23 protein-coding genes are annotated in these 21,644 nt (G+C 55.6%); 8 read left to right on the top strand and 15 right to left on the bottom strand.

Annotated elements, in window-relative coordinates:
- Positions 1 to 18: 18 nt before the first annotated feature.
- The gene (locus tag ACT3RW_RS15050; RefSeq protein ID WP_444614322.1) at positions 19 to 1,215 is read right to left on the bottom strand and encodes a pyridoxal phosphate-dependent aminotransferase; all 1,197 of its coding nucleotides are present in this window, start codon (positions 1,213 to 1,215) and stop codon (positions 19 to 21) included.
- A gap of 136 nt (positions 1,216 to 1,351) precedes the next feature.
- Positions 1,352 to 1,618 (bottom strand): hypothetical protein, encoded by a 267-nt coding sequence (locus tag ACT3RW_RS15055; RefSeq protein WP_444614323.1) that lies wholly within the window; start codon positions 1,616 to 1,618, stop codon positions 1,352 to 1,354.
- 154 nt (positions 1,619 to 1,772) lie between these two features.
- Here ACT3RW_RS15055 and ACT3RW_RS15060 point away from each other — a divergent pair, with 154 nt between their 5' ends.
- Positions 1,773 to 2,030, top strand: a complete 258-nt coding sequence (locus tag ACT3RW_RS15060) for a hypothetical protein (RefSeq protein ID WP_131089298.1) — start codon at positions 1,773 to 1,775, stop codon at positions 2,028 to 2,030.
- Between the two features lie 64 nt (positions 2,031 to 2,094).
- Here the strand turns inward: ACT3RW_RS15060 and rlmN are convergent, their stop codons facing one another.
- The 5 genes from rlmN to ACT3RW_RS15085 all read right to left on the bottom strand — a co-directional run bounded on the left by rlmN (position 2,095) and on the right by ACT3RW_RS15085 (position 7,126).
- Positions 2,095 to 3,393 carry a 23S rRNA (adenine(2503)-C(2))-methyltransferase RlmN gene (gene rlmN / locus ACT3RW_RS15065; RefSeq protein ID WP_242632499.1) on the bottom strand — a complete coding sequence of 433 codons (1,299 nt, stop codon included), beginning with the start codon at positions 3,391 to 3,393 and terminating at the stop codon, positions 2,095 to 2,097.
- A gap of 111 nt (positions 3,394 to 3,504) precedes the next feature.
- Positions 3,505 to 4,125 carry a hypothetical protein gene (locus tag ACT3RW_RS15070; RefSeq protein WP_444614324.1) on the bottom strand — a complete coding sequence of 207 codons (621 nt, stop codon included), beginning with the start codon at positions 4,123 to 4,125 and terminating at the stop codon, positions 3,505 to 3,507.
- Between the two features lie 332 nt (positions 4,126 to 4,457).
- Complete coding sequence (locus ACT3RW_RS15075) at positions 4,458 to 5,120, bottom strand: GOLPH3/VPS74 family protein (RefSeq protein ID WP_444614325.1); 663 nt, start codon at positions 5,118 to 5,120, stop codon at positions 4,458 to 4,460.
- Positions 5,121 to 5,173: 53 nt separating this feature from the next.
- Positions 5,174 to 6,331, bottom strand: a complete 1,158-nt coding sequence (locus ACT3RW_RS15080; RefSeq protein ID WP_444614326.1) for a hypothetical protein — start codon at positions 6,329 to 6,331, stop codon at positions 5,174 to 5,176.
- Positions 6,332 to 6,382: 51 nt separating this feature from the next.
- Positions 6,383 to 7,126, bottom strand: a complete 744-nt coding sequence (locus tag ACT3RW_RS15085; RefSeq protein ID WP_262199223.1) for a sulfite exporter TauE/SafE family protein — start codon at positions 7,124 to 7,126, stop codon at positions 6,383 to 6,385.
- Positions 7,127 to 7,232: 106 nt separating this feature from the next.
- On the opposite strand from ACT3RW_RS15085, the gene ACT3RW_RS15090 reads away from it, so the two are divergent.
- A complete protein-coding gene (locus tag ACT3RW_RS15090) occupies positions 7,233 to 8,405 on the top strand; it encodes an FAD-dependent oxidoreductase (RefSeq protein ID WP_444614327.1) in 1,173 nt (390 codons plus the stop codon).
- Positions 8,406 to 8,416: 11 nt separating this feature from the next.
- Here ACT3RW_RS15090 and ACT3RW_RS15095 read toward each other — a convergent pair whose 3' ends face one another.
- From ACT3RW_RS15095 to ACT3RW_RS15105, 3 genes are read right to left on the bottom strand one after another with little or no spacing between them, the layout of a single operon-like run.
- Positions 8,417 to 9,280 carry an agmatine deiminase family protein gene (locus ACT3RW_RS15095; RefSeq protein WP_444614328.1) on the bottom strand — a complete coding sequence of 288 codons (864 nt, stop codon included), beginning with the start codon at positions 9,278 to 9,280 and terminating at the stop codon, positions 8,417 to 8,419.
- A gap of 26 nt (positions 9,281 to 9,306) precedes the next feature.
- Complete coding sequence (locus ACT3RW_RS15100) at positions 9,307 to 9,438, bottom strand: hypothetical protein (protein ID WP_444614329.1); 132 nt, start codon at positions 9,436 to 9,438, stop codon at positions 9,307 to 9,309.
- On the bottom strand, positions 9,431 to 10,408 hold the full coding sequence (locus ACT3RW_RS15105; RefSeq protein WP_131089305.1) for a nitrilase-related carbon-nitrogen hydrolase: 978 nt from the start codon (positions 10,406 to 10,408) through the stop codon (positions 9,431 to 9,433). The genes ACT3RW_RS15100 and ACT3RW_RS15105 overlap by 8 nt, the downstream gene beginning before the upstream one ends.
- 143 nt (positions 10,409 to 10,551) lie before the next feature.
- On the opposite strand from ACT3RW_RS15105, the gene ACT3RW_RS15110 reads away from it, so the two are divergent.
- Complete coding sequence (locus ACT3RW_RS15110; protein ID WP_444614330.1) at positions 10,552 to 11,157, top strand: TetR/AcrR family transcriptional regulator; 606 nt, start codon at positions 10,552 to 10,554, stop codon at positions 11,155 to 11,157.
- A 2-nt stretch (positions 11,158 to 11,159) separates the two neighbouring features.
- Here ACT3RW_RS15110 and glsA read toward each other — a convergent pair whose 3' ends face one another.
- On the bottom strand, positions 11,160 to 12,188 hold the full coding sequence (gene glsA, locus ACT3RW_RS15115; RefSeq protein WP_131089843.1) for a glutaminase A: 1,029 nt from the start codon (positions 12,186 to 12,188) through the stop codon (positions 11,160 to 11,162).
- A gap of 209 nt (positions 12,189 to 12,397) precedes the next feature.
- Between glsA and ACT3RW_RS15120 the strand changes: the two genes are divergently transcribed.
- Together ACT3RW_RS15120 and ACT3RW_RS15125 are read left to right on the top strand one after the other, a co-directional pair.
- Positions 12,398 to 12,820: an acyl-CoA thioesterase gene (locus ACT3RW_RS15120; RefSeq protein ID WP_131089307.1), complete on the top strand. Its 423-nt coding sequence runs from the start codon at positions 12,398 to 12,400 to the stop codon at positions 12,818 to 12,820.
- Between the two features lie 203 nt (positions 12,821 to 13,023).
- Positions 13,024 to 13,446 carry a VOC family protein gene (locus tag ACT3RW_RS15125; protein WP_131089308.1) on the top strand — a complete coding sequence of 141 codons (423 nt, stop codon included), beginning with the start codon at positions 13,024 to 13,026 and terminating at the stop codon, positions 13,444 to 13,446.
- Between the two features lie 4 nt (positions 13,447 to 13,450).
- Here ACT3RW_RS15125 and ACT3RW_RS15130 read toward each other — a convergent pair whose 3' ends face one another.
- Entirely contained in the window at positions 13,451 to 14,275 is an 825-nt protein-coding gene (locus ACT3RW_RS15130) for an SGNH/GDSL hydrolase family protein (RefSeq protein ID WP_444614331.1), read from the bottom strand.
- 235 nt (positions 14,276 to 14,510) lie between these two features.
- On the opposite strand from ACT3RW_RS15130, the gene ACT3RW_RS15135 reads away from it, so the two are divergent.
- From ACT3RW_RS15135 to ACT3RW_RS15145, 3 genes are read left to right on the top strand one after another with little or no spacing between them, the layout of a single operon-like run.
- Positions 14,511 to 15,785 carry a sensor histidine kinase gene (locus ACT3RW_RS15135; protein ID WP_444614332.1) on the top strand — a complete coding sequence of 425 codons (1,275 nt, stop codon included), beginning with the start codon at positions 14,511 to 14,513 and terminating at the stop codon, positions 15,783 to 15,785.
- Complete coding sequence (locus tag ACT3RW_RS15140; RefSeq protein ID WP_444614333.1) at positions 15,773 to 16,462, top strand: response regulator transcription factor; 690 nt, start codon at positions 15,773 to 15,775, stop codon at positions 16,460 to 16,462. Before ACT3RW_RS15135 ends, ACT3RW_RS15140 begins: the two co-directional genes overlap by 13 nt.
- Positions 16,459 to 17,322, top strand: coding sequence for a DUF4097 family beta strand repeat-containing protein (locus tag ACT3RW_RS15145; protein WP_444614334.1), 864 nt, complete (start codon positions 16,459 to 16,461; stop codon positions 17,320 to 17,322). Before ACT3RW_RS15140 ends, ACT3RW_RS15145 begins: the two co-directional genes overlap by 4 nt.
- Before the next feature lie 73 nt (positions 17,323 to 17,395).
- Here ACT3RW_RS15145 and ACT3RW_RS15150 read toward each other — a convergent pair whose 3' ends face one another.
- From ACT3RW_RS15150 to ACT3RW_RS15160, 3 genes are all read right to left on the bottom strand, one after another.
- On the bottom strand, positions 17,396 to 18,223 hold the full coding sequence (locus ACT3RW_RS15150) for a PspA/IM30 family protein (protein WP_444614335.1): 828 nt from the start codon (positions 18,221 to 18,223) through the stop codon (positions 17,396 to 17,398).
- Between the two features lie 80 nt (positions 18,224 to 18,303).
- Positions 18,304 to 18,963 carry an AAA family ATPase gene (locus ACT3RW_RS15155; RefSeq protein WP_444614336.1) on the bottom strand — a complete coding sequence of 220 codons (660 nt, stop codon included), beginning with the start codon at positions 18,961 to 18,963 and terminating at the stop codon, positions 18,304 to 18,306.
- A 671-nt stretch (positions 18,964 to 19,634) separates the two neighbouring features.
- Positions 19,635 to 21,542: an FAD-dependent monooxygenase gene (locus ACT3RW_RS15160; RefSeq protein ID WP_444614337.1), complete on the bottom strand. Its 1,908-nt coding sequence runs from the start codon at positions 21,540 to 21,542 to the stop codon at positions 19,635 to 19,637.
- Between the last annotated feature and the right edge of the window lie 102 nt (positions 21,543 to 21,644).

Consider the following 21,644-nt stretch of genomic DNA (forward strand, 5'->3'; position numbering starts at 1 on the left):
CTAACGAGTTGTGGACATCTATGCTCCAGCAAGGCTCTGCCGCAAGAAGGCATCTACTCGTTCCAGCGCCTCGGCCACTTGTTCATATCCGGCGGCAAAAGACAGTCGGATAAAGAGGTGACCTTCAAACGGATCAAAGTCTCCACCAGGGGTCAGAGCAACATGTGCGTGCTCAAGGACTGCCTGAGAATACTCGCTAGCCGAACCAAAATGTTCCAGTACTTCCGGGGCCAACCGTCCGTAGAGGTAGAACGCGCCATCAGCCGGTGCGGCTTCAGCGATTCCTAGCCTCTTCAGGTTTTCAAGAACCAGCGTGCGAGTGCGAGAGAACTCTTCAACTCTTTGGTTTGCTTCCTTCAGACTCTGGGGCGTGAAGGCAGCAACCGCAGCGCGCTGCGCTGGAGCAGGTGCGCACAACGCAAGATTGGAAGCCAAGGCGTCAACGGCTGACAGCAGGTCGTCGGGAACAACCATCCAGCCCAGTCGCCACCCAGTCATTCCCCAATATTTAGAGAAGGATGAGACAACAATGGACGTCTCGGAGAACTCCCATGAGGTGTGCCCCTTACGCTCAGGATCAAACTCGATGCCGTGATAAATCTCGTCGCTGATTAACCGAACCCCGTTGGATTCGCACCACGTAGCCAACTCGTTCAGCTCCTCGGAACTGAACATGGTTCCGGTGGGATTATTTGGCGAGGCGACTACTAGCCCATCCAAACGGCCATGCTCTTTTTTGGCCTGTTCCAAGTTGGCGATAGTCGGCTGGAAGCGTTGTTCGGCGTTGGTAGGAAGATCCACTACCTTCAGGCCCAGCGCTCTGAGGATGTTGGCGTAGGCCGGGTAGCCCGGACGTGCCAGTGCGACGACATCTCCGGCATCAAAGGCCGCGAGGAACGCCAGCTGGAAAGCACCCGAGGAGCCAGTGGTCATCACGAAGTTTTTCGCCGGAATCTGCACGCCGTAGGAATTGCGGTAATGCTCGGCGAGGGCTTGGCGGGTTTCAGCCAAACCAGCAGTAGAGGTGTACCCAAAGTCGGCCTGCTCAGCGTGCAGTTGCGCCGCAAGCCCATTGACCGCAGCCGGTGCTCCCCCACCAGGTTCGCCGACGCATAAGGAGATCACGTCGTGACCCGCTTGGCGCATTGTGGACACCTGATCAACTATTTGCATCACTTCAAAGGGAGCAACTTGGGCGCGCTGGGATACCTGCACTTTTTGTCCTCACTACTTGCACTCGCGCTTGACCTGCGCCTAACTCTCAGCCTCCAACGCTACACCGGCTGGCCTTGAGCCAAGCGCATAGTGCCAATCAGTCGTCCACTTCATCTTGAGATCTTGATCCTGAGCACTACTCAAGCGTCGGCGCATCTACAGGCAACTCGAGCAGGACCTGACGAAGTTCGGCCGTTTTAGCTTCAATGGCTGCGCGGCTGCGCGGGTTAACCTCACGCGCTTCCTTCTCCACCCGTAGCCATTCCTCGCGCCAATGATTCGCCTCGCCATCATTGCTCGCTTGATCTTCCCAAGCAACATATCTACCGGCAACCCGGGTGCTCAGCTCGCGCATGACGTCGTAAATCATCGGGTCAAAATTCTGGTCATCATTCTGATTCATACCATCCCCTTATCCCTACTTCACCAAATCTATCAAGGCGTAGAGATCAGAGCTTTATTGCGGCCGGGCAACTGACCATCAAGGACGAGTATGGTGGACTATTAACGCAGACGGCAGGATTCTGCCCCGACAACGCAGAGAGCAAAGGCAACACATGAGCAAGCAAAAAGTATTCCAAGCCGTCGTCGGCAAAGAAGGCGGCTGGTGGAACATCTGGGTCCCGGAAATTGATCAGGTAACCTGCACCCGAAAGTCACGCAAGATTGCTGGCTATACCCGCACCCTGATTGCAGCGGTGCTTGGTATTCCGGAATCGTCCTTCCGCGTTGAGCGCGAATTGGTCTCCGCCGAAGAATTTGAGCGTCGCTTCACTGCGGCCGCTCGCAACGTTGACTCGCAGGAAAAGCTGTAGCTTCCAGCTCACTGAGCTTAACTAAAAAAATCGGGACCCTCTCGGGTCCCGATTTTTTCTTTGCTTACTTGTCGCCGTCAGCTGCGAGCTGGCCGCATGCTCCGTCGATTTCCTTGCCGCGAGTATCACGCAAGGTGGTTGGAACACCCAACTCATCGAGGCGACGCACAAACTTGGAAGTGATGTCCGGTTCGCTTCGGGTCCAGATGGAACCCGGTACTGGGTTCAACGGAATTGGGTTCACGTGAACCCATCCGCGACCGCGAGCGTTGAGCTTCTTGGCTAGCATTTCTGCACGCCACTCGTGGTCGTTCATGTCCTTGATCAACGCGTACTCAATTGAGACACGACGTCCGGTCTTCACGTAGTAGTCAAACGCGGCATCCAATGCCTCATCGACCTTCCAACGTGAGTTCACTGGGATCAGCTCATCGCGCAGCTCATCATCTGGTGCGTGCAGCGACAGAGCGAAGGTCACTGGGACGTTCTCTTCTGTCAGCTTGCGGATGGCAGGAACCAAACCAACGGTGGAGAGGGTAATGCCGCGGGCACTCATACCCAGGCCTTCAGGTGCCTCAGCGACCATGCGGTGCACGGCGTTCATGACGCGCTTGTAGTTAGCCAGTGGCTCACCCATACCCATGAACACGATGTTGCCAACGCGCTCCTCTGGGTGCTGCTGTCCACCCAGACCGCCTTCGGCGATCACGCGGTTAGCCTGAACGATCTGGTCCAGGATCTCAGCGGTGGACATATTGCGAGTCAGGCCCGCCTGTCCGGTGGCGCAGAATGGGCAGTTCATGCCGCAACCACACTGTGAAGAGATGCACAGGGTGATGCGGTTTGGGTAACGCATCAATACGGATTCAACGAGCGAACCGTCAAAGAGACGCCAAAGGAACTTGATGGTCTTGCCATCATCGGTCTCTAGGCGCTTAACCTCGGTGAGCAGCTTCGGGAACATGGCCTCGGCCAGTTCCGCACGGCGCTCCTTAGGAAGATCACTCATCTTCTCAGGATCGGTGGTGTAGTGCTGGAAGTAGTGCACCGAAAGCTGCTTAGCGCGGAATCCTGGCAGACCCAGTTCCTTCAGCTTGGCCTGACGCTCAGCTAGCGACAGGTCGGCTAGGTGCGTTGGCGGCTGGGAGACGCGGCGCTTGGTCGCGAACTGTAGTTCGGGACGACCATCGGCACCCATCTCCTGCTTCCAACCTTCAGCGGTTGGGATGACCTGGGCGCGCCCTTCGGCGTCGGCTCGGGACTTGGAGATGCGCAGCTGCTGGGCGCGCTGAGCTGCGGCCTGCTCGGTGCGCAGTGCCTTGCGTTCGTCAGCGGAAAGTGGGGTGGAATCGATGGAAGTCATTACTACCTATTGTTTCACGTATCGGAAGCGTCTTGGCGGTGAGTTTGGGCACGCGCTAATGGTGCTGCACCGTCAGCTTAGCGACAATGCAGCACCAATTGATTCGAGCGGCTAGTACTTGTAGGTTTCATTCACCTGTTCAATCTTTCCCACGCTGCCAGCCAGGTCCAATTCACTGACTTGACCACTGGTGACCACGGCAGGACGTTCCCTAGCGGTGCGAACGTATCCGTCCTGCCGGTCCTTCGTGGTCACGAGATCACCGGTGGCCTGCATGGTGAAGTTCAGCTGTCGAGCTTGGCCCCAGATCGGCTCACCTGATTCAGTTTCACCTTCGTAGACGCGAACCGTTGAATCAACCGTGGCCTGTGACAGCTTCTTATTGATGCTGACATCAGCGGCGTAGCCATACATGCCAACTATCCCCACTTCTTCACACCCGCTGTCCGGATCCCATGATGGAAGTTGACCCTCAGGGCAGTTGAAGCTCACCACCGAAACGTCACTAAAGCCGTCGGTGTTCCCGGAAAATCCGATCAGGTGCGAGGTGCCAGTGAACCCTTCTAGTTCCCCCACCTGCGCAATCTCGGCAGTGGCCCAGGTGACGTTGCTCTTTTCAGATGGCGCTGCAGAGGCAGGTGCGAATGCGGTCACTGCTAGCGCGAGCGCCCCAACTGCGGACAGAACTCCGCGAATCTTCGTATTCCTGCTGATTCCCTTCTTTCTCCGCATGCGCCGTTGCACGCGAATGTAGGCTCAGCCAGTCTCCAACTCCTCGCACCATTAATGCAATAGATTGATATAAAAGTTACGGTTCCGAGACCTACCAGCGGTCAGAAAAGCGAATTTGGCATAGCTAAATTTCGCGTCGTCATGTCGGTTCGAAGCCACGAAGTTCCGTCCCTGATTCAAGACACTCATTCGACTCCCGTCAGTGGAATCCATGGCTGGCCACTGCAGGGAGAATTCCGGTGGGAGCGAGGACCCAAAAGGCAGATCCGTTCACGTAAGTGATCAAAACGAGTCGTAGTTGTTATGACCTAGTTACCCGCCACCGGGGATTTCTACTTGGATCCCGTCGCGGGAGGGATGACTTGCGCGCTGGTGATGATCGCATTCATCTCGGCCACAGCCCGCTGGGCAGAATCTGCTGCCGGCGAGTCTTGAGCTAGTTCAGCGATACGCGTTTGTGCTTGCCCGGAACTCATCGGAGAGATCTCATCGGCTAGTACTTTTTGAGCGATTCCCAATGCTTGCAGGATTGCTAGCACCGTGGTGTCACTGATCCCCGAAGGACGCTTGCCGTGGATCTGGGCGCTGAAATCCGCGCGCATCTGACGCTCAATTTGTTCGTTGAGAATATTGACCCGCTCTTTACCCAAACCGAGCATTGTCCGCGGACCGTATTCAACGATGCCCTGCTTGGCTAAAGAATCGGTAACCCGACGAACATTGCACAGACCTGGAATCTTGACCGCAGCGTCTAAGGTGAGACTGCCCTTTTTCTCCAACTTTTCCAGCGAAGAAGCCAAGACCGGATCCGGGCAAGGACCGGCGCCAATGAGTTTGATCCGTGGAACCGTGTCATCACTGAGCGCAACCCGTCCAGCAATCATTAAGTCAGAAAGTACTGCGGCATTCATCCCGTAGCCGGCAGCTGTCATCACCGCTTCGGGCTTCTGTTGATTATCGGCCATCAGTAGGTAGAGCTTTTCTGAGATCAGCATGCCTACAGGCTACCTACCCGACCAATGCTCAGTCCTCAGCATTTCGACGGATATTAGGAACTAATTTTTGTCGCAGAGTCGTGCGAAAAACCGGCAGGTTCACGTTCTTCACCATCTCGGGTCATCGCCGCTGTGGTACGAATGAACACCGAGATCCACGCAAACATGATGGCTACGACGGAGAGTTCAAACCCGGTCAAGTTGTAGTAAGCCCAGTCATTCCACAGCAGGAAGGCCACCCAAACTGCACCAACAGCCGCATAGGACATCAGATGGAATACGGCAGGATAACCCGGCAGCAAGACTGCCGTACCTGCCAAAAGGATGATCATTGCTACCGAAGCGAGCTGCACAAATACCGAATGTATTTCCATAGACACATTCACCGGCACCAGACCGATCCCGATAATGCCCACGGCCACCACTACCAAGCACCAGCGCACAATCCTTGGACGGGGACGTAGTTTCCGTGCAAGTTTATATCTGCGTAGTGCTGGTCGGCAGCGATAGGTCCGAGAGAGCAACATAAGATCACGGGTGAGGAACTCGGTGAAGGCCGCCAAGACCAAACCCGAAATGATCAGCGTCAGGTTAAACGTCCAGAAGGATCCTCGGCCAGCCTGCGCAGTACCCAAGAAGGAAAACATGCTGCGCCACCAGCCTTGTTCTTCAGCCAGCAACATGCTGATCAAAACACCGGCGGCCATGAAGATTCCCAAGACCACCGAGAGCGTTTCAGCACTCGTACGAGCGGTGGCCACCAAGCATAGGTAGGCCGTCAATCCAGTCACCGCGCTGACCGCCAACGCCCCAGCAAGAACATCAAGGTGCAAACCAAAAAATGCTTGTTGGAACAGGTGGAAGACCACCAAAATGATCATGACTGAGCTGGCCATATGCACCAGGATCAACCCGATACCGGTGACCAATTGGCGCCATACCGGGATGCGCCGCAACCACGGTTCGCGATATCTAAGGATCGAACGGAAAGCATAGGCACTACTTGATGCTGCTGCGGTTGCACCGCAGACCGCCGATACAAAGCCCACCGACCAACGTCCAAAAAGTGCGGGACGTTCACCGGCAAAGAAGATCAGCGCCGCGGTCAGGCCAAAAAGAGAACAGAACAGTCCGGCCCACAGCGCACGCCGCTCAATAGCAAGCTCGCTGATCCGGCGGTTAGCTGGGACTTCGGAATACTGGTATGGCACGTGTTCTATTCTCTCATTACCGTAGAGAAACTGTCGTGGCACCGCTAGCCATCAGCGAGCTGCGAGCGCGGTGATTCCTTCAACCATCAGACTCAGCGCACCGGCAAAGGCAATCAGCACAACAAATGCGCGACTGTATTTGGACGGGATCTTTGGTGCCAAATAATTACCCAGCAAGATGCCTATCAGCATGGCAGTGAAACAACCGATCCACTGACCAGCGGGTAAATGTGGCAGTCCGCCTTTAGCTACCAAGGAGGTGCACGAGAGCACCAGGAAATACAGCTGCACCGAGACAGCGAATTGGCGTTGTGGCCAACGACTGGCCACCGCGTAGCCGGCAATGGCAGGACCCGAGACTCCGGCGGTCACCGACATGAATCCAGAGACTGCGCCGGCGCCAATAGCCAGTGACTTGCCTTGGGCCGCGGGAAGGTTGCGGATCATAAAGCTAGAACCCAGTGCCAAAAGCACCATCAGAGCAATGCCAATGGATAACCACGGACCCTGAACTCGGGCTGCTACCCAGGCACCGGGAATGGTCATGAGCATTGCCGGAATCAAGATCAGTGCAACCTTTTTATATTGCACCTTTCGGAAGACCTGAACAAAAATCATCAGGCTACTACACGCTCCGAGCAGGTTGACCAAGGTAATTCCTGCATGCGGTCCGAGTAGCAAGACCAGGAATGGGGAGGCCACCATGGCGAAGCCCATTCCGGAGATGCGCTGAGTGGAGGCTCCAAGGAATACTGCTGCTACCAGCAAAAGCACCGTTGCTAATTCCCCGCTCAAACCCACTCTTCCTCTGTGTCTTTGGATGTCCTGACTATTACGTTAGCCCAGCGAGAATACGACTCATTGCGCAGCTAGGCACTGACTAAGGTTTTAAGCTTTAAACGTGAGCAACAACGTAGAATTTTTGATCATCGGCGGCGGGGCCATGGGCTCAGCAACTGCGTTATCTTTGGCGCAGAGCGGGCACGAAGTGTTGTTACTTGAGCGCTTTGAACCGGGGCATCAGCAGGGCGCTTCCCATGGCAGCACCCGCAACTTTAATGCTGCTTACGCACGGTCCGAGTACCTGCGACTGCTACAGCGAGCCAATATCCTCTGGGATGACATCTCGGCTCAGGCAAACACCCCACTGCTGACTCGTACCGGGCTGGTCAACCACGGCGTTGTCGCGGAACAACGGCACATGCATGAGGTACTGGCCGGTGCAGGTTTTGCTAGCGAACTGTTGAGCATCGATGAGGCTCAAGAACGCTTTAGTGGCATGAAGTTTGAAACCGAAGTGCTGCACATTCCAGCGGGCGGGCAGATCAACGCTGATGCCGCCGTGGCCGCAATGCAGCGATTGGCGGCCGAGGCCGGCGCAAGAATCCAGCATGAGCACCCAGTCGTAGGCATCGAGGTGATCAACGACGAACAGGTAGCGGTGCGCGTTCGTGATGAGTCCGGCGAGCGCACTGTGTTTGCCAAACATTTGATCGTCACCGCTGGAGCTTGGACCCATCAGCTACTGGGTCAGCATGATTTGCCAGCCATCCACGTCACCGAAGAGCATCCCGTGCACTTCGCATTGCGTTCCTCCGAGGCCAAGTTCCCCGGCTTTAACCATATTTTGGACGGCACGCGGGATATTGGTTCCCCGGTCTTCGGTCCCGTGTACGGCATGCATACTCCGGGACTGGGGATCAAGGTCGGTTGGCATGGCTCCGGGCGACTGACCGATCCTAACCACCGTGAACATCAGGTCATCGAGGAACAGATCCGCGGATTGCAAGACTACGCTCAGCGCTGGCTACCTGGGGTGGATTCGGAAATCTATGAATCAATTTCCTGCACCTATTCCAATACTGATGACGAGAATTTCATCTTGGATCGTCTTGGACCGATCACCATCGGTGCGGGCTTCAGTGGTCACGGTTTCAAGTTTGTTCCGGCTATCGGTGAGTACCTCGCCCAACTGGCCTTGGGCAGTCGCGGCACAGAAGAATTGTTCTCAGCCAGCCGGACCCAGCGCGAGCCATTGTTCTTAGAACGTCGGCGCGCGCTGGGGATCAGCTAACTAGATATCCTCTAACTGCGTGGCAGCTGCTGGGTGATGCAGTGGATGCCACCACCGCGGGCGAATAGTTCGCGTGCATCTACCCTGACTACTTCCCGGCCTTCATACGCTTCGGCCAGGATCTTTGCTGCTTGCGCATCATTGGGATCATCAAAGGCACAAGCGATGACTCCACTGTTGGTCACGAGATGGTTGATATAGGAGTAATCCACCCATCCTTCGTCGTCGCGCAGCACCGTGGGTGCGGGCACGGCAATGAGCTTGAGCTTTCGGCCTTTGGCATCCGTTGATTCTTCAAGACGTGTGCGCACCTCTTGGGAAATCAGGAAATCTGGATGTTCTGGGTTCTGCTGATCGTGGTAGAGCACCACGCCTGGGGCGGCAAAGCAGGCCACAATATCCACGTGCCCGCGAGTACCAAACTCCTGATTGTCGCGCGTCAATCCCCGGTCCAACCAGAGCACCTTTGAGGTGCCCAGTAACCGGGCGAATTCCTCCTCGATCTGCACTTCATTGGCCTCAGGATTTCGTCCTGGATCAAGCTGCACACTGCGGGTAGCCAAAATGGTGCCTTCACCATCAACGTGGATTCCGCCACCCTCATTGGTGATGTTCGCGCGGGCAATGGGCAGTTCTGTTAGCTGCGCTAGGTGATCTGCGATGAGTTGGTCTTTGTCCCAGCTCGCCCAGCTTTGGGCACCCCAGCCGTTGAAGTTCCAGTTCACGGCGGCCAGTTCATTGTGTGCGGTGCGCACAAAGGTTGGTCCGATATCGCGCATCCATGCATCGTTTAGTTCATGGAACGAATAGCTGACCGAGTCCCCTAGGTGGCGGCGCGCGTCGGCTTCGCTCGAAGGATCCACCACCATGGTCACCGGGGTGAACTTGGTGATGGCCCGGGCTACCTGACTCCAGGTGGATCGCGCCGCTTCTGCTTCTTTTCGGTATCCCCCAGCGTGTAGCCACTGGCAGGGAAGGCCATGAAGATTCGATCATGGGCTTCGGTTTCTGCAGGCATGAAAAACTCAGACATTGCTGCTGCTCCGTTCTCCCAAACCAGTCTCTTCGCGCGCTTCACGAAGCGCTGCGTAAGTTTCTGGCCGGCGGGTACGTAGGAATGGGAAGAGCGTCAGCCAGTCTCGGCGCGCGTCAAGATCTAGCGTAGCGACCAGTACCGCAGATTCATCGCGTGGTGCGCGGGCCAGGATGCGTCCGTAGGGATCAGAAATGAAGGAAGAACCGTAGAAGGTTAATGCTCCTTCATCTCCCCACCGGTTAGGGACCACCATGAACAGACCATTGGCAATGCCATTGCCAACAATGGTCTGACGCCACAGTGGTTCGGTATCAAAGTCCGGGTGATCTGGCTCCGAGCCGATAGCCGTTGGGTAGGCAAGCAGATCCGCACCGGCCAGCGAGTAGATGCGTGGTGGCTCACTGAACCATTCATCCCAGCAAGTGGGCAGGCCCATGGCCACATCCCCTAGGGCTGGAATACGGTGTACCGGATAGGGATCTTCGTTGGGTCCTTCGCGGAAGTACTTGTCCTCGTAGTAGCCAGCGGTGCGCGGAATGTGCAGCTTGTTAGTCGCTGCCACCAGCTCACCTTCCGGAGAAACAATAATGGCGGTGTTCAGTCCTAAACCGTCGGCCTCTGGGGCCTTGCGGAACAGTGAAATGTGAACCTGCAGCTGGTAGATCGCGGCCATTTTCTTCGCGAAGCTAAAGGTCCTGCCGGTGAGCAGATCTTCCGCCGTTGCGTCCGCTGCGTTGGCATCCGGGATTTCAAAAGCCGGGTACTTGCTCAAGGTGAGCTCGGGAAGGAAGACAATTTTGGCGCCGTGCTTGGCTGCCGATTTGATGCCTTCTTCTAGTTCGGCTTCGGTGTCTGCCGGGTTTTCATGCCAGCGGTGCTGGACCAACGCTACGGTCAGTGTGCCTCGGGTGGCTTCTTCGGCGCGGGCCGGGGACACCGGTGGTTCTAGGGCCAGAATTTCTTGCATGGTTCACCTTCACGGTTTTAAACGAATGTGATTCATTTTATAGCGTAGATGCTTCCGCGGGGTGAAAGCAAGAGGTTTAACGAATGCTTTTCGTTTATTTTGTGTATGCTCATGTCAAGAGATGTCCACCTACAGGAGTGAGTATGGCCCGGCCATCACAACCCAAGCTGAGCACCGACGCCATCGCTAAGGCAGCCCTGAAATTAGTGGATGCCCACGGAGATTTCACCCTGCCCCAGTTAGCCAAGGCTTTGTCGGTTTCCGCTTCCTCGCTGTACAACCACGTTCAGGGTCGCGATGAAATCATTGAGTTGATGCGTGGCCAAGCGATGTCTGCCATCAAGCTGCCTGACCTAGAGAATTCTTCATGGCAAGACACCGTTCAAGGAATCGCCATCGAGTACTGGGCTTCGTATTCAAAGCACCCGAGGCTCATCCCGTTGATGACCAGCTATACGGTGCGCAATAGCACCACACTGCGTGTTTACGATGCCTTGGCCGAAGCCCTCGCAGCTGCCGGTTTTGAACCAAAACAGCGGTTGCAAGCGATCACCATTATTGATTCCTTCGTCCTGGGCTCAGCCCTCGACGCGGCAGCCCCGAGTGAAGTCTGGGTTGCCGACACCGAGGTCTCCACCGCCTTCAGGCAAGCCTTGGACTCAGGCCAAGATGTTCAGGACCGCTCCGTGGAAACGTTCCGACTCGGCTTGGACATCATCTTGGACGGTCTTCAGAGCTCACTTGCTTGAGTTCAGCGCAGTAGGCTGGGCGCAGAAGCGAAGAGGTTCAAACCCATGGCACGCGAAAGCTGACCGATAGCCAACTGAGCTCGCACCGAGTTTCCGGCCATATCTAGAGGTGGTGAGAACGAGCAAATAGCACCCTTACCCGGGGCCACTGCAACGATGCCACCGGAAACACCAGACTTTGCTGGCAAACCAATTTCAAAGAGCCATTCACCGGAGCGCTCATATAGTCCGTTGGATGCCACCGCAGCCAAGGTATCGCGACAAACATCGGCATCCACCACTCGTTTGCCGGTCACCGGATTCACCCCGCCATCGGCCAGGGTTGCGCCCATGATGGCTAGGTCATGTGCCGTGACGTTCAGTGAGCACTGCTTTGTGTAAACATCCACGGCGTCGAACGGGTCATCCTCTAGCCGACCATAGCTTTTGAGCAGACGTCCCAAAGCCTTGTTGCGCTCATTGGCTAAGGACTCGGAGTGATACACCTCGTCATCCAAGCTCAGCGAGTGACCAACAAAAGCGGAGAGACCTTCCTGCACGTTCTCCCACTTTTTGGCTGCCGTCTTTCCCGGAATCAACGAGGTGGTGGCAATTGCGCCAGCATTAACCATCGGATTCATTGGGTGCCCATTATTGAGTTCAACAGCCATCACCGAGTTGAAGGACATTCCGGTGTTGTTCACGCCAATGCGTTCGCGAACCGTTTCGCGCCCATGTTCCTGAAGGACCAGCGCGTAAACGAACATCTTAGAAATCGACTGAATGGAGAATGGATGAGCGCAGTCGCCCACCGAGTGCATCGAGCCACCCACGTGCGACATAGCGATACCGAAGAGTCCAGGGTCCGCTTGTCCGAGAATCGGAATGTAGTGCGCCAGCAGGCCTTCATCTACATCTGCGTAACGTTCATGGGCTTCTTTGAGCAGTTTGTCGATTTGGTCATTTTTCAGCGCACCGGTAGATACCTGCTGAACTACGTCGTCAAAATCCGTAGGAATGGTCTCGTTATTGCCTTCCGAAGGATAGTTCAATGCCACCTGCCTCTGCTTCTAAAAAATGCCTAATCATGCCTATCTGACTTGAGACTACCAACAGCTCTGCCTATTGGCACCAAAAGTCGCAACCTAAAGAACGCTATCGCTAGCACAAGGCCCGGTTCCACGGTAAGGCTATGTGTTTTCGGCGACAGTGTGGATCACATAACAGCGCAATGACCCGTATCTGACTTAGCATTTTGAGTATGGCTAAGGGTATTACTTTTCATACGCGTAAGTGGGTTCGCCCAGAAGATCTGAATGCAAACGGCACGCTATTCGGCGGTAGCCTCTTGCGATGGATTGATGAAGAAGCGGCGATCTACTCCATCATCCAGCTGGGCAACAAGCATGTTGTCACCAAGTTCATGTCCGAGATCAACTTCATTGCTTCGGCTAAGGAAGGCGACCTCATTGAAATGGGCCTCACGGCCATCGACTTCGGTCGCACCTCGATCACCTTGCGTGCAGAAGTACGCAACATCTTCACTCAGGAATCAATCCTGACCATCGAAAAGATCGTGTTTGTGAATATCGGTGAAGACGGTAAGCCACAGCCACACGGCTTCGACCACATCACCTACACCCGGGATCGCATCCCGCTGGAAATCACCACTGCGCTCATCTAACTTTCAGTACCAAAGACCCTAATCCCACACTGCATTCAGGGTGCTTCCAAGACCTCGATCACGAACACATCTAATGTGTTCGGGTCGAGGTCTTGTGCTTTGTCCATGGCAGTTGAGGCAAAGCACTTGATCTAGCTGGCAGCATCCCGCAAAGTAGATCTTGCCGTTAGATATCACCCGCATAGAGACAAGCGAGCATCACCATGGGACAAATGATTTTCGTCAATCTGCCAACCGCAGATCTGGCCGCAGCAGACAAGTTCTACGAAGCGCTTGGATTCACCAAGAACCCCACCTTCTCCGATGATCATGCAACCTCGTGGGTTATCGATGAAAACATCTTTGTGATGAGCTTGAAGCAAGAATTCTTCGCTACTTTCCTAGTCAATGGCGATAAGCCAGGACTGGATTCAGGATTCCGCGAAGCACTCAATTCCCTGACCGCCGAGACTCGTGAAGGCGTGGATGATTTTGTCTCCCGCGCTCAGGCCGGCGGCGGCAAGACCTACCGTCCAGCCAGCGAACCATTCCCGGGCATGTATCAGGCAGCAGTTCAGGACCCTGACGGACACGTGTGGGAAATTGCTTGGATGAGCCCTGAAGCCATGGAAGCTCCAGCAGGCTAAGTACTCAAGAAACTTCTGAATTCCGCAAAGGCTGCGCCACGAACGAGGCGCGGCGCTTGCGGAATTGTTTTTTCATGCCCTTGGCCGGGTACATGGGTTCTGGCCAACGTGGTGCAAGCTCGTCCCCCAACGTCACTCCGCGCATCCGTCGACCAAACATTGGTAGCACCCATTGTCGCAACCACTCCACGTCCCGCTGGGTGGCCTGCCAGAATCCCGCGCGCTCGGCATGTGCCAGCGGATCAAATTCCAACTGGTGCTCAGACTCTAAAATCTCAAGAATTCGGATGGCCATATAACGATGGCCCGCACGATTCATATGCAGCTTGTCGATATCCCACATGCGCCGGTCTCGGTAGGCATCCCATTGCCAGTAATCCACCAGCACGACACTCTCCGGATACTTTTGCGCCAACGTACGCACGCAGTCATTAAACCGCCAGTTGCGACGTTTAAACGGTGCCAGCACCGGATGTACTGGGATATCAAATCCGGTGAACAACAGTACTTTGGCCCCGGTGGAGACTAGGTCATCCACTGCCTGCGAATATCGTTCAAGGAAAAATCTCATGTCTTTGCGGAACTCTAAGATGTCGTTTCCGCCAGCGTAAAAAGTGATCACGTCCGGCTTGAGCTCAAGGGCCACAGGGATCTGCTCTTCAATGATTTGTTCAAGCCTGCGACTGCGAATCCCCAGGTTCACATATTGCCATTGCGGATCAGCCTTAGACAGCTGTTTGGCCACGCGGTCCGCCCAGCCGCGCACCCCGTTAGGCAACCGTGGCTCCCAGTCCCCTACTCCTTCGGTGAAAGAATCACCTAGCGCCATAAATAGCCGTCCCATACTAATGACGCTATTGGGTCAATGTGCATGGCGTTCACATTCGAGTTGAACACCGGGTAAATGCTGGAATCAGCACGCAGTCCAAAAGACCTTTCGCATGATCAGCCATGGCCATCAGCCGGCCACCGCGTCGCTGATGCCAACTACTTCGGGTTTTCCATAATGAACTTGTATGGTTCCCTGTGTATCGGCGCTGATCTGTGCAATCTACTGTTGAATTATGACTTCGACATCACTGTCTTCACCGGGAGCTACGCGCTCCCGCCCACCACTGAGATTAGGCTTCACGCTGCTGCATCTAGCAGTGATGGGCACTTTTGGTGTCATCGGCCTAGGGCTACTGGTTACCTGGCTGGCGGTAGGAATTGGTCTCGTTCCGCTACTCGGTATTGGCCTGCTGGTACTTGCTGGCCTGCTCGGCGCGATGTTTGTTGTGGCTCGTTTTGAAATTTCACGAATCGGCGGACTGTACGGCATTGATGCGGTGCCACTGCGCTGGCCGGCCCGACGCGGTCCAGACTTTGGCGGCTTTATCCGCACCCTTGGCCGGGCGGTCTCCGAATCACGCATGTGGGCGGCTCTGGGCAGCTTGGTACTTTCCTGCATCACCGGCACCATCATGCTCGGAGTTTTGCAGTGGAGTGTGCACTTCGCGATTCTTTCCTTCGCTCCGCTCACCGGCACAGACACAGTGTCCGGACCGTTCAACGTGGACACTCCTGTCAACCAGGCCCCGTGGCTGATGCTTCTGGCCATCGCCGGAGCAGGCATAATCATCGCTACAGCTTTCCTGCACCGCAGTATCACCGTTGGCATCATCGGATCCTTGGCCCGCGAAACCGAGCTCACCGAACGAGTGCGCAGCACCGCGGTACAGCGGGAAGGTGCGGTGCGTGCCGCCGAGGTGGAACGCACCAGGATCGAACGCGACCTACACGATGGTGTCCAGCCGCGATTGGTCTCCGTGGCCATGACCTTGGGGTTGGCGCATCAGCAGATCGATTCCAACCCCGAACAGGCCAAAGAGCTGGTGGCCGAAGCTCATGCCTCCACTAAGTCCGCCATCACCGAGCTACGTCAACTGACCCGAGGCATCTACGCCTCAGTGCTCGATGATCGTGGCCTGGACGCAGCACTCTCGGCGGTGGCCGGACGTTCACATATTCCGGTCCAGCTTGATGTGCAGTTAGAAGGTCGCTACCCGCGGGTGGCAGAAGCAGCCGTGTACTTCGCCATCGCTGAGGCCTTGACCAACTCGGCCAAACACTCACGAGCCCAACGCTGCCAAGTAACCGTAAGGGTGCGCGAAACCAACGGTCAGCCACATTTGTGGGCGCGAGTTGAAGACAACGGCGTGGGCTCCGCACACATCACTGCCGGTGGCGGATTAGATGGAATCAACAACCGGGTGCTGGCAGCCGGTGGAACCCTGCTTCTGCAAAGTCCGGCCGGCGGACCAACAACAGTGGAAGTGAGCGTGCCATGCGCGTACTAATTTGTGAGGATTCGGTGCTGCTGCGCGAAGGACTGGTGCGCTTGCTGGATCACAGCGGTCACCGCGTGGTTGTGGATCTGCCCGACGCCACCGGGCTAATGAGTTTCTTGGAATCGGTGGATGCCGAAGACTTCCCACAGATCGCCATCTTGGATGTTCGGCTGCCGCCGAGCTACACCGATGAAGGCATCCGAGCAGCTCTTGAAGTGCGCAAAGTCTATCCGGATCTGCCGTTGCTGGTGCTCTCCCAATACGTTGAGGAGCGTTACGCTTCGGAGCTGATTTCCACTCAGTCAGGGGCCATTGGCTACCTGCTCAAGGACCGGGTGGCTGATGTGAGTGAGTTCATTGCGTCGTTGGAACAGATCGCTGCCGGCAGCACTATTTTGGATCAGGAAGTTGTCGCTCAGCTATTAACTCGCCGCAATCATGATGACCGAATGCAACGACTGACCGATAGGGAACGCAGTGTCCTGGCCGCGGTGGCCGAGGGAAAATCCAACCAAGCAATTGCTGCGTTGCTTTTCCTCTCGGAAGCCAGCGTTGAAAAGTACATCACCTCCATCTTCCAGAAGCTCGGCTTAGAGGCCGACGGAACGGGCAACCGGCGTGTGCTGGCCGCCCTGGCACATATACAAAACCTGGGCACCAACCACACAGATCGGAACGGATCATGACTGATACACAAACCACCGCGAGGCCACCGATTCCCCCTACGTCCAACGGCAACGGCACAGCACTGAATATCATTCTCGCTGTGATCGGTGCGCTGGTGATCCTCACCTTGTTGATCAGCTCCGCACGTAGCGCCTTTGCCACCTTGAGCCGTGAAAACTCCACACAGAGTGCCGACATTGCCGGTGTCACCAACTTAGAAATTAGTGCCGGTTCTGGACGCTTTGATCTGCACTTTGCCAAGGTCCAAGAAGCTACGTTGGAAGTGGATAGCTCAGATTCTCAGGAATGGCAGCTCAAGCGCGAGGGAAACAAGTTATCCGTTGATTCACCGGATTCATGGGGCAACTGGTGCTTCTTTGGCTGCAGTTCCTATGAAAACAAAGCGGTGCTCACGCTACCTGAATCCATGAATGATGGAAGTATGGATGCCTACTTTGACCTCTCCGCCGGTGAACTTAATGCTGTCGGTTCCTATAAGAATCTCGAGGTTGAAGTTGGTGCAGGTTCTTTGGACTTGTCCGGAACAGCGAAGAACGCCAAAGTGCAGATCGGAGCAGGAGACGCTGAAGTGTCCTTAGAGGATGTTGAACAAGCTGACTTTGATATTTCCGCAGGGCAGCTTCAAGGCACCCTATCCGGCAAGGCACCGAAACAAATCAACGCTGAAGTCAGCGCCGGTTCCTTGGAACTTGAGCTCCCCGACGTCACCTATGACCTGCGTCAAGATGTCTCAGCCGGGGACGTGAGCAACAAACTAGCAACGGATATGGATTCACCGAATAAGATCTCGGTCAATGTTTCGGCCGGCAATGCCACCTTCCATCCACAGGATTCTGGCCCTGGTCCTTGGAATAACTAATCCGAGAACACAAACAGCATGGGCTGCAGATTTGATCATCTGCAGCCCATGCTGTTCGTGTCTAAAGAAAAGCTTAGGCCTGCTTGTTCTTCAGCGCAGCCAAACGTGCTTCAACCTCTGAAAGATCTGGCGCAGCTGCTTCCAGCTGAGGATCAGCCGGTGCCTGCTCGATGACATCTTGAGGATTGTTGTTGGACTTCAGCGCAGCCAAACGGGCATCAATTTCGGAAGCCGCACCCAGATCTTCAAGCTGAGCAAACTGCGCGTCAAGCGACGAAGCTGCGAGTTCCTGAGCACCACGAACCTTGGCCTCGTCCTGACGGATCTTCTGCTCAAAACGGCTGATTTCGCTGGATGGATCGTTGAAGTCCAAAGCCTTCATGGTGTCCATCATCTGGTTCTGAGTCTTGGCATTGCGTGCACGAGCCACCAGCTCATCGCGCTTGGCCACCAGTTCCTGGCGCTTGGCCTGCATGGTGTTCAGACCGGTCTTGAGCTTATCTACGACGTCGCGCTGGGTGGCGATGGTCGACTGCAGCGAAGTAGCTTTCTTCTCAGCATCCATCTGTCGCTGGATAGCAACGGTGGCTAGCTGGTTGAACTTCTGCTGGCTGTTCGCATCTCCTGCGGCAGCATATTCATCAGCCTTATTGGAGGCAGCGACGGCCTTTGAACCCCACTCGGTGGATTCCTGCTGTAGCTTGGCGTAGTCGTCCTCGGCCATGCGCAGGTTGCCGATGGTCTGGGCAACGGCCTGCTCTGCCTGAGCAATGTTGTTGGTGTAGTCGCGGACCGTCTGGTCCAGCATCTTCTTTGGATCCTCGAGGGCGTCCAGTGTCGCGTTGGCGTTGGCTTTGCCGATTCCGAACATTCGAGCCCAAATTGAGCGCTTCTGTGCCATGGTGCGTCCCTTCGTTGTCCTTTGCTTAAAGCTTAGGGGAAGAGCGCCTGCCTCAATAACTGAAGGGCAATTCGATGAACCTACGCGTCAAAGTGGCGCAGGTAGCGTCCTGGTGCATCAAGGAATAAACGCCAGTTACTGACCATTTCCAAGTCGTCATAACTGGCCGGGCGGATCCCCCACTGGCCGATTTCGTAAATTTTTGCCTGCGGCAGCGAGGCGAGAATGGGTGAGTGGGTGGAGAGAATGACTTGGGATCCGCTGCGCAGCAGATCGGAAATGTGCGAGAGCAACATCAGGCAGCCGTTAAAGGAGAGCGCGGATTCGGCTTCGTCAAAAACCCAGAGCCCGTTGACGCTGGAGCGTTGAGTGAAGAATTCGATGAAGGATTCACCATGGCTCTGGAAGTTGTGCTTGCCGCGCGAGCCGACGGAACCCAAATAGGCGAAGTGCCCATGCATGGTTTCGGCACGCAAAAAGACCCCTGCCTTCGAAGCCCCGGCTCCGCGTTCTAATTGCAGGTGCGAAGATAACCCTGATTCGGTCATTTGTGTATGGTGCATGGAATCGCGAGTTCCGCCCTCTGGATTCAGCCCGAAGGCCGCCGCGATGCCTTCAACCAGGGTTGACTTGCCGGCACCGTTTTCACCAACCAACACGGTCAGCTGTCCCAAGTCCAGACCTTCGTCCAAGACTTGTTGTACCGCTGGGATTTGAGCCGCCCAATCGGAACGATCCATGGGCTCTTTGGGATGCTCTGAGATTCGGCGTATCGGCAAGGAATCAAATAACACGTTCATGCCCCAGAGAATATCAGCCCCGTAGGACAGGACGAGTTGCCGGGCGTCGGGTCTGGGACTGTGCCTGACATCGGCCCGCGTTGTTTGGACCGTTCAGAGAGAACATGTCGCACAGCGATTCACCAACTGCCGCGGGTAACGGAATTCCATTTGTAAGGGAGCATTGCTTGACCTTGAACGTCATGACATTCAATTGGAAAGTATTTGAGGTGTGCAGCCCCAAAACGAAACTCGTAAAAGTGCCAAGACTGAACATCGGACTGTTGTCCCCACCTCAGCTAGAAAGGAAGAGAACAGCCCCGGAACCGTCCCTGTAGTCGTTTAGTAGACCGATCAGACGGCCGGGGTTCTGCTTTTAATTCATGCTCTCAGGGTTATGCCCGTTTGATCGGGGCAAGCCTCAAATTGTGTGCACAAGTAGCCGTAGAGAGCTGTCAACGAACTCTTGAACTGACGCCACGGCTCGGTACAGCGTTCTCTTCAGATCATCCTGCCAGAACGTAGTTGCTTCTTGCTGCGGCTAGATACCAGCTTCCGAAATCAGTAGCACCACTTGCTCCATGCACTTCTCATGGAGCCAGCGGTCCGTAGATATTACCCGACCCGCCAATTCAGGTCTGAGGATCGCTCACAGGCAGCATGTTCCGGGCGAAGAACTCGCTGATTTCCTCACGGGCATCCAGCGGGAAGATGCCTGCGACATACTGATCCGGCCGAACCACGACGATGGCACCATCGCGGTTGATTTCCCGTTCGCTGAAGATGTCGCGTCCATGTCCGGCAGCAAATACCTGGTTGATGTCGTGCAGCCCAAAAGGCACCTTCAGCGGCTGGAAGATCTTGGGCACATCATGCAGTTCTACCTCGGTGTAGTCCTGCTGGTAGATCGCCTTGGTATCAAAGACCGCGTCTTGATCTCCTTCAACCGGAGTGTAGAGGTTGCGCGGGGAAGCAAGATCCGCCTCCCACCAAGTAGCGAAGTCAGCCATGGCCGTGCCTTGAAGCGCAGGAGCTGCGGCATCAGCGAAAGAATAAACGCGCCAGCGTCCATCGGCCTCGTGCTGGTGACCCAGGTGCTGCCAACGGTTATCGGCTCGGCGAATCACCTCAGCCGATTTGAAGCGCTTACCTACCGGGAATCCAACGGCCAGCTCCTGGTGTTCTATACCGGTTGTGATGGCTGATTCGGTGTATTGCGTCATGAAGCCGGCAGGAAATTCCATGGTCTTCAGATAGTACTTTTCCAGTTCGTCCGGGTCTTCCCAGTCATCTACCGACTTGGCCATCCGTGAGGACCACTCCTTGTCGAAGTCGATAAGATTCTGGGCAATCACCTTGCGCTCCTCCGCGTAGGTATCTAGCAGCGCTTCGGGGGCACGGCCTTCGAGCACTGCGGCGAGTTTCCAGCCGAGGTTAAAGCCGTCTTGAATGGAAACGTTCATGCCCTGACCGGCTTTGGCCGAGTGGGTGTGGCAGGCATCGCCCATGATGAAGGCGTGCGGAGCACGGGTTCCACGCTCTTGGTCAGAGACATCGTCAAAGCCATCGGTGATACGGTGCGCCACCTCGTAGACAGAGAACCACGCGACGTTTTTCACGTCCATGGTGTACGGGTGGATGATGCGGTTGGCGGTGGCAACAATGTCTTCCACCGGGGTATTGCGGATGGCTCCAGCGTCCTGTGCGCTCAGCTCTCCTAGGTCAACGTAGAAGCGGACCAGATAGCCGCCCTCACGGGGAATCAAAAGAATATTGCCCGCATCATGGGACTGGATGGAGCACTTAACCTGAATGTCCGGGAAGTCGGTATTCACCATGACATCCATGACGCCCCACGCATGCAACGCCGAATCGCCATGCAACTTGTGGCCCAGCGAACGGCGCACCTGACTGCGGGCACCATCGCCACCAACCAAGTACTTAGCCTTGACGGTGCGCTCTTCACCGGCACGCTCACCGGAAACATATTTGATCGTCGCGGTCACCGGGTACTCGGCGCTGGGGTCGATTTCGCAGCCGAGGTATTCCACACCGTAGTCCGGGGTGATCTTGCCCGGGGCACGTTCTGCATCACGCAGGAAGTAGTCAAGGATGCGTGCTTGATTCACATAGATATGAGGGAATTCGCTAATGCCGTTGGCGTCATCGGCTGCCCGTGAGTGACGTTTAATGTTCGCTGGATTTTCCGGATCAGGGGTCCAGAAGCACATCTCCACATTGCGGTAGGCCTCTTCAATAACTTCATTGGCAAAGCCGAAAGCTTGGAATGTTTCCACTGAACGGGCTTGGATCCCGTCGGCCTGTCCTACGTCGAGGCGACCGGGGCGTAATTCGATGGCGCGAGCGTTGATGCTAGGGAAGCGAGAAAGCTGAGCGGTCACCACGGAGGCGGCCGGGCCGGTGCCAACAATCAGCACGTCCATTTGATCAGGAATATCTGTTGATCGATTGATTCCATAACCTGCGGCCTTTTTGACGCGTGGATCCCCCGAAACATATCCCCGGTGGTGAATCTGCATTACCCGACTCCTAGTTCTGTGCCGCAAAACGTCATTGTCTCTATAATTGCGACACTGTTCTAACTATAGAAACAAGTGTAGCTTCATGCGACCACTTACACC

The sequence above is a fragment of the Glutamicibacter sp. AOP5-A2-18 genome (assembly GCF_052446055.1).
Classification (GTDB): Bacteria; Actinomycetota; Actinomycetes; order Actinomycetales; family Micrococcaceae; genus Glutamicibacter.

Excerpts from the sequence above, each read along its gene's own strand:
- rlmN (WP_242632499.1), bottom strand. The coding sequence starts at position 3,393 with ATGACTTCCATCGATTCCACCCCACTTTCCGCTGACGAACGCAAGGCA.
- ACT3RW_RS15135 (WP_444614332.1), top strand. The coding sequence starts at position 14,511 with ATGACTTCGACATCACTGTCTTCACCGGGAGCTACGCGCTCCCGCCCA.
- ACT3RW_RS15055 (WP_444614323.1), bottom strand. The coding sequence starts at position 1,618 with ATGAATCAGAATGATGACCAGAATTTTGACCCGATGATTTACGACGTC.
- ACT3RW_RS15070 (WP_444614324.1), bottom strand. The coding sequence starts at position 4,125 with ATGCGGAGAAAGAAGGGAATCAGCAGGAATACGAAGATTCGCGGAGTT.
- ACT3RW_RS15150 (WP_444614335.1), bottom strand. The coding sequence starts at position 18,223 with ATGGCACAGAAGCGCTCAATTTGGGCTCGAATGTTCGGAATCGGCAAA.
- ACT3RW_RS15075 (WP_444614325.1), bottom strand. The coding sequence starts at position 5,120 with ATGCTGATCTCAGAAAAGCTCTACCTACTGATGGCCGATAATCAACAG.
- ACT3RW_RS15140 (WP_444614333.1), top strand. The coding sequence starts at position 15,773 with ATGCGCGTACTAATTTGTGAGGATTCGGTGCTGCTGCGCGAAGGACTG.
- ACT3RW_RS15155 (WP_444614336.1), bottom strand. The coding sequence starts at position 18,963 with ATGGATCGTTCCGATTGGGCGGCTCAAATCCCAGCGGTACAACAAGTC.
- ACT3RW_RS15105 (WP_131089305.1), bottom strand. The coding sequence starts at position 10,408 with ATGCAAGAAATTCTGGCCCTAGAACCACCGGTGTCCCCGGCCCGCGCC.
- ACT3RW_RS15125 (WP_131089308.1), top strand. The coding sequence starts at position 13,024 with ATGGGACAAATGATTTTCGTCAATCTGCCAACCGCAGATCTGGCCGCA.
- ACT3RW_RS15130 (WP_444614331.1), bottom strand. The coding sequence starts at position 14,275 with ATGGCGCTAGGTGATTCTTTCACCGAAGGAGTAGGGGACTGGGAGCCA.
- ACT3RW_RS15120 (WP_131089307.1), top strand. The coding sequence starts at position 12,398 with ATGGCTAAGGGTATTACTTTTCATACGCGTAAGTGGGTTCGCCCAGAA.
- ACT3RW_RS15060 (WP_131089298.1), top strand. The coding sequence starts at position 1,773 with ATGAGCAAGCAAAAAGTATTCCAAGCCGTCGTCGGCAAAGAAGGCGGC.
- ACT3RW_RS15100 (WP_444614329.1), bottom strand. The coding sequence starts at position 9,438 with ATGTCTGAGTTTTTCATGCCTGCAGAAACCGAAGCCCATGATCGAATC.
- ACT3RW_RS15110 (WP_444614330.1), top strand. The coding sequence starts at position 10,552 with ATGGCCCGGCCATCACAACCCAAGCTGAGCACCGACGCCATCGCTAAG.
- ACT3RW_RS15160 (WP_444614337.1), bottom strand. The coding sequence starts at position 21,542 with ATGCAGATTCACCACCGGGGATATGTTTCGGGGGATCCACGCGTCAAA.
- ACT3RW_RS15145 (WP_444614334.1), top strand. The coding sequence starts at position 16,459 with ATGACTGATACACAAACCACCGCGAGGCCACCGATTCCCCCTACGTCC.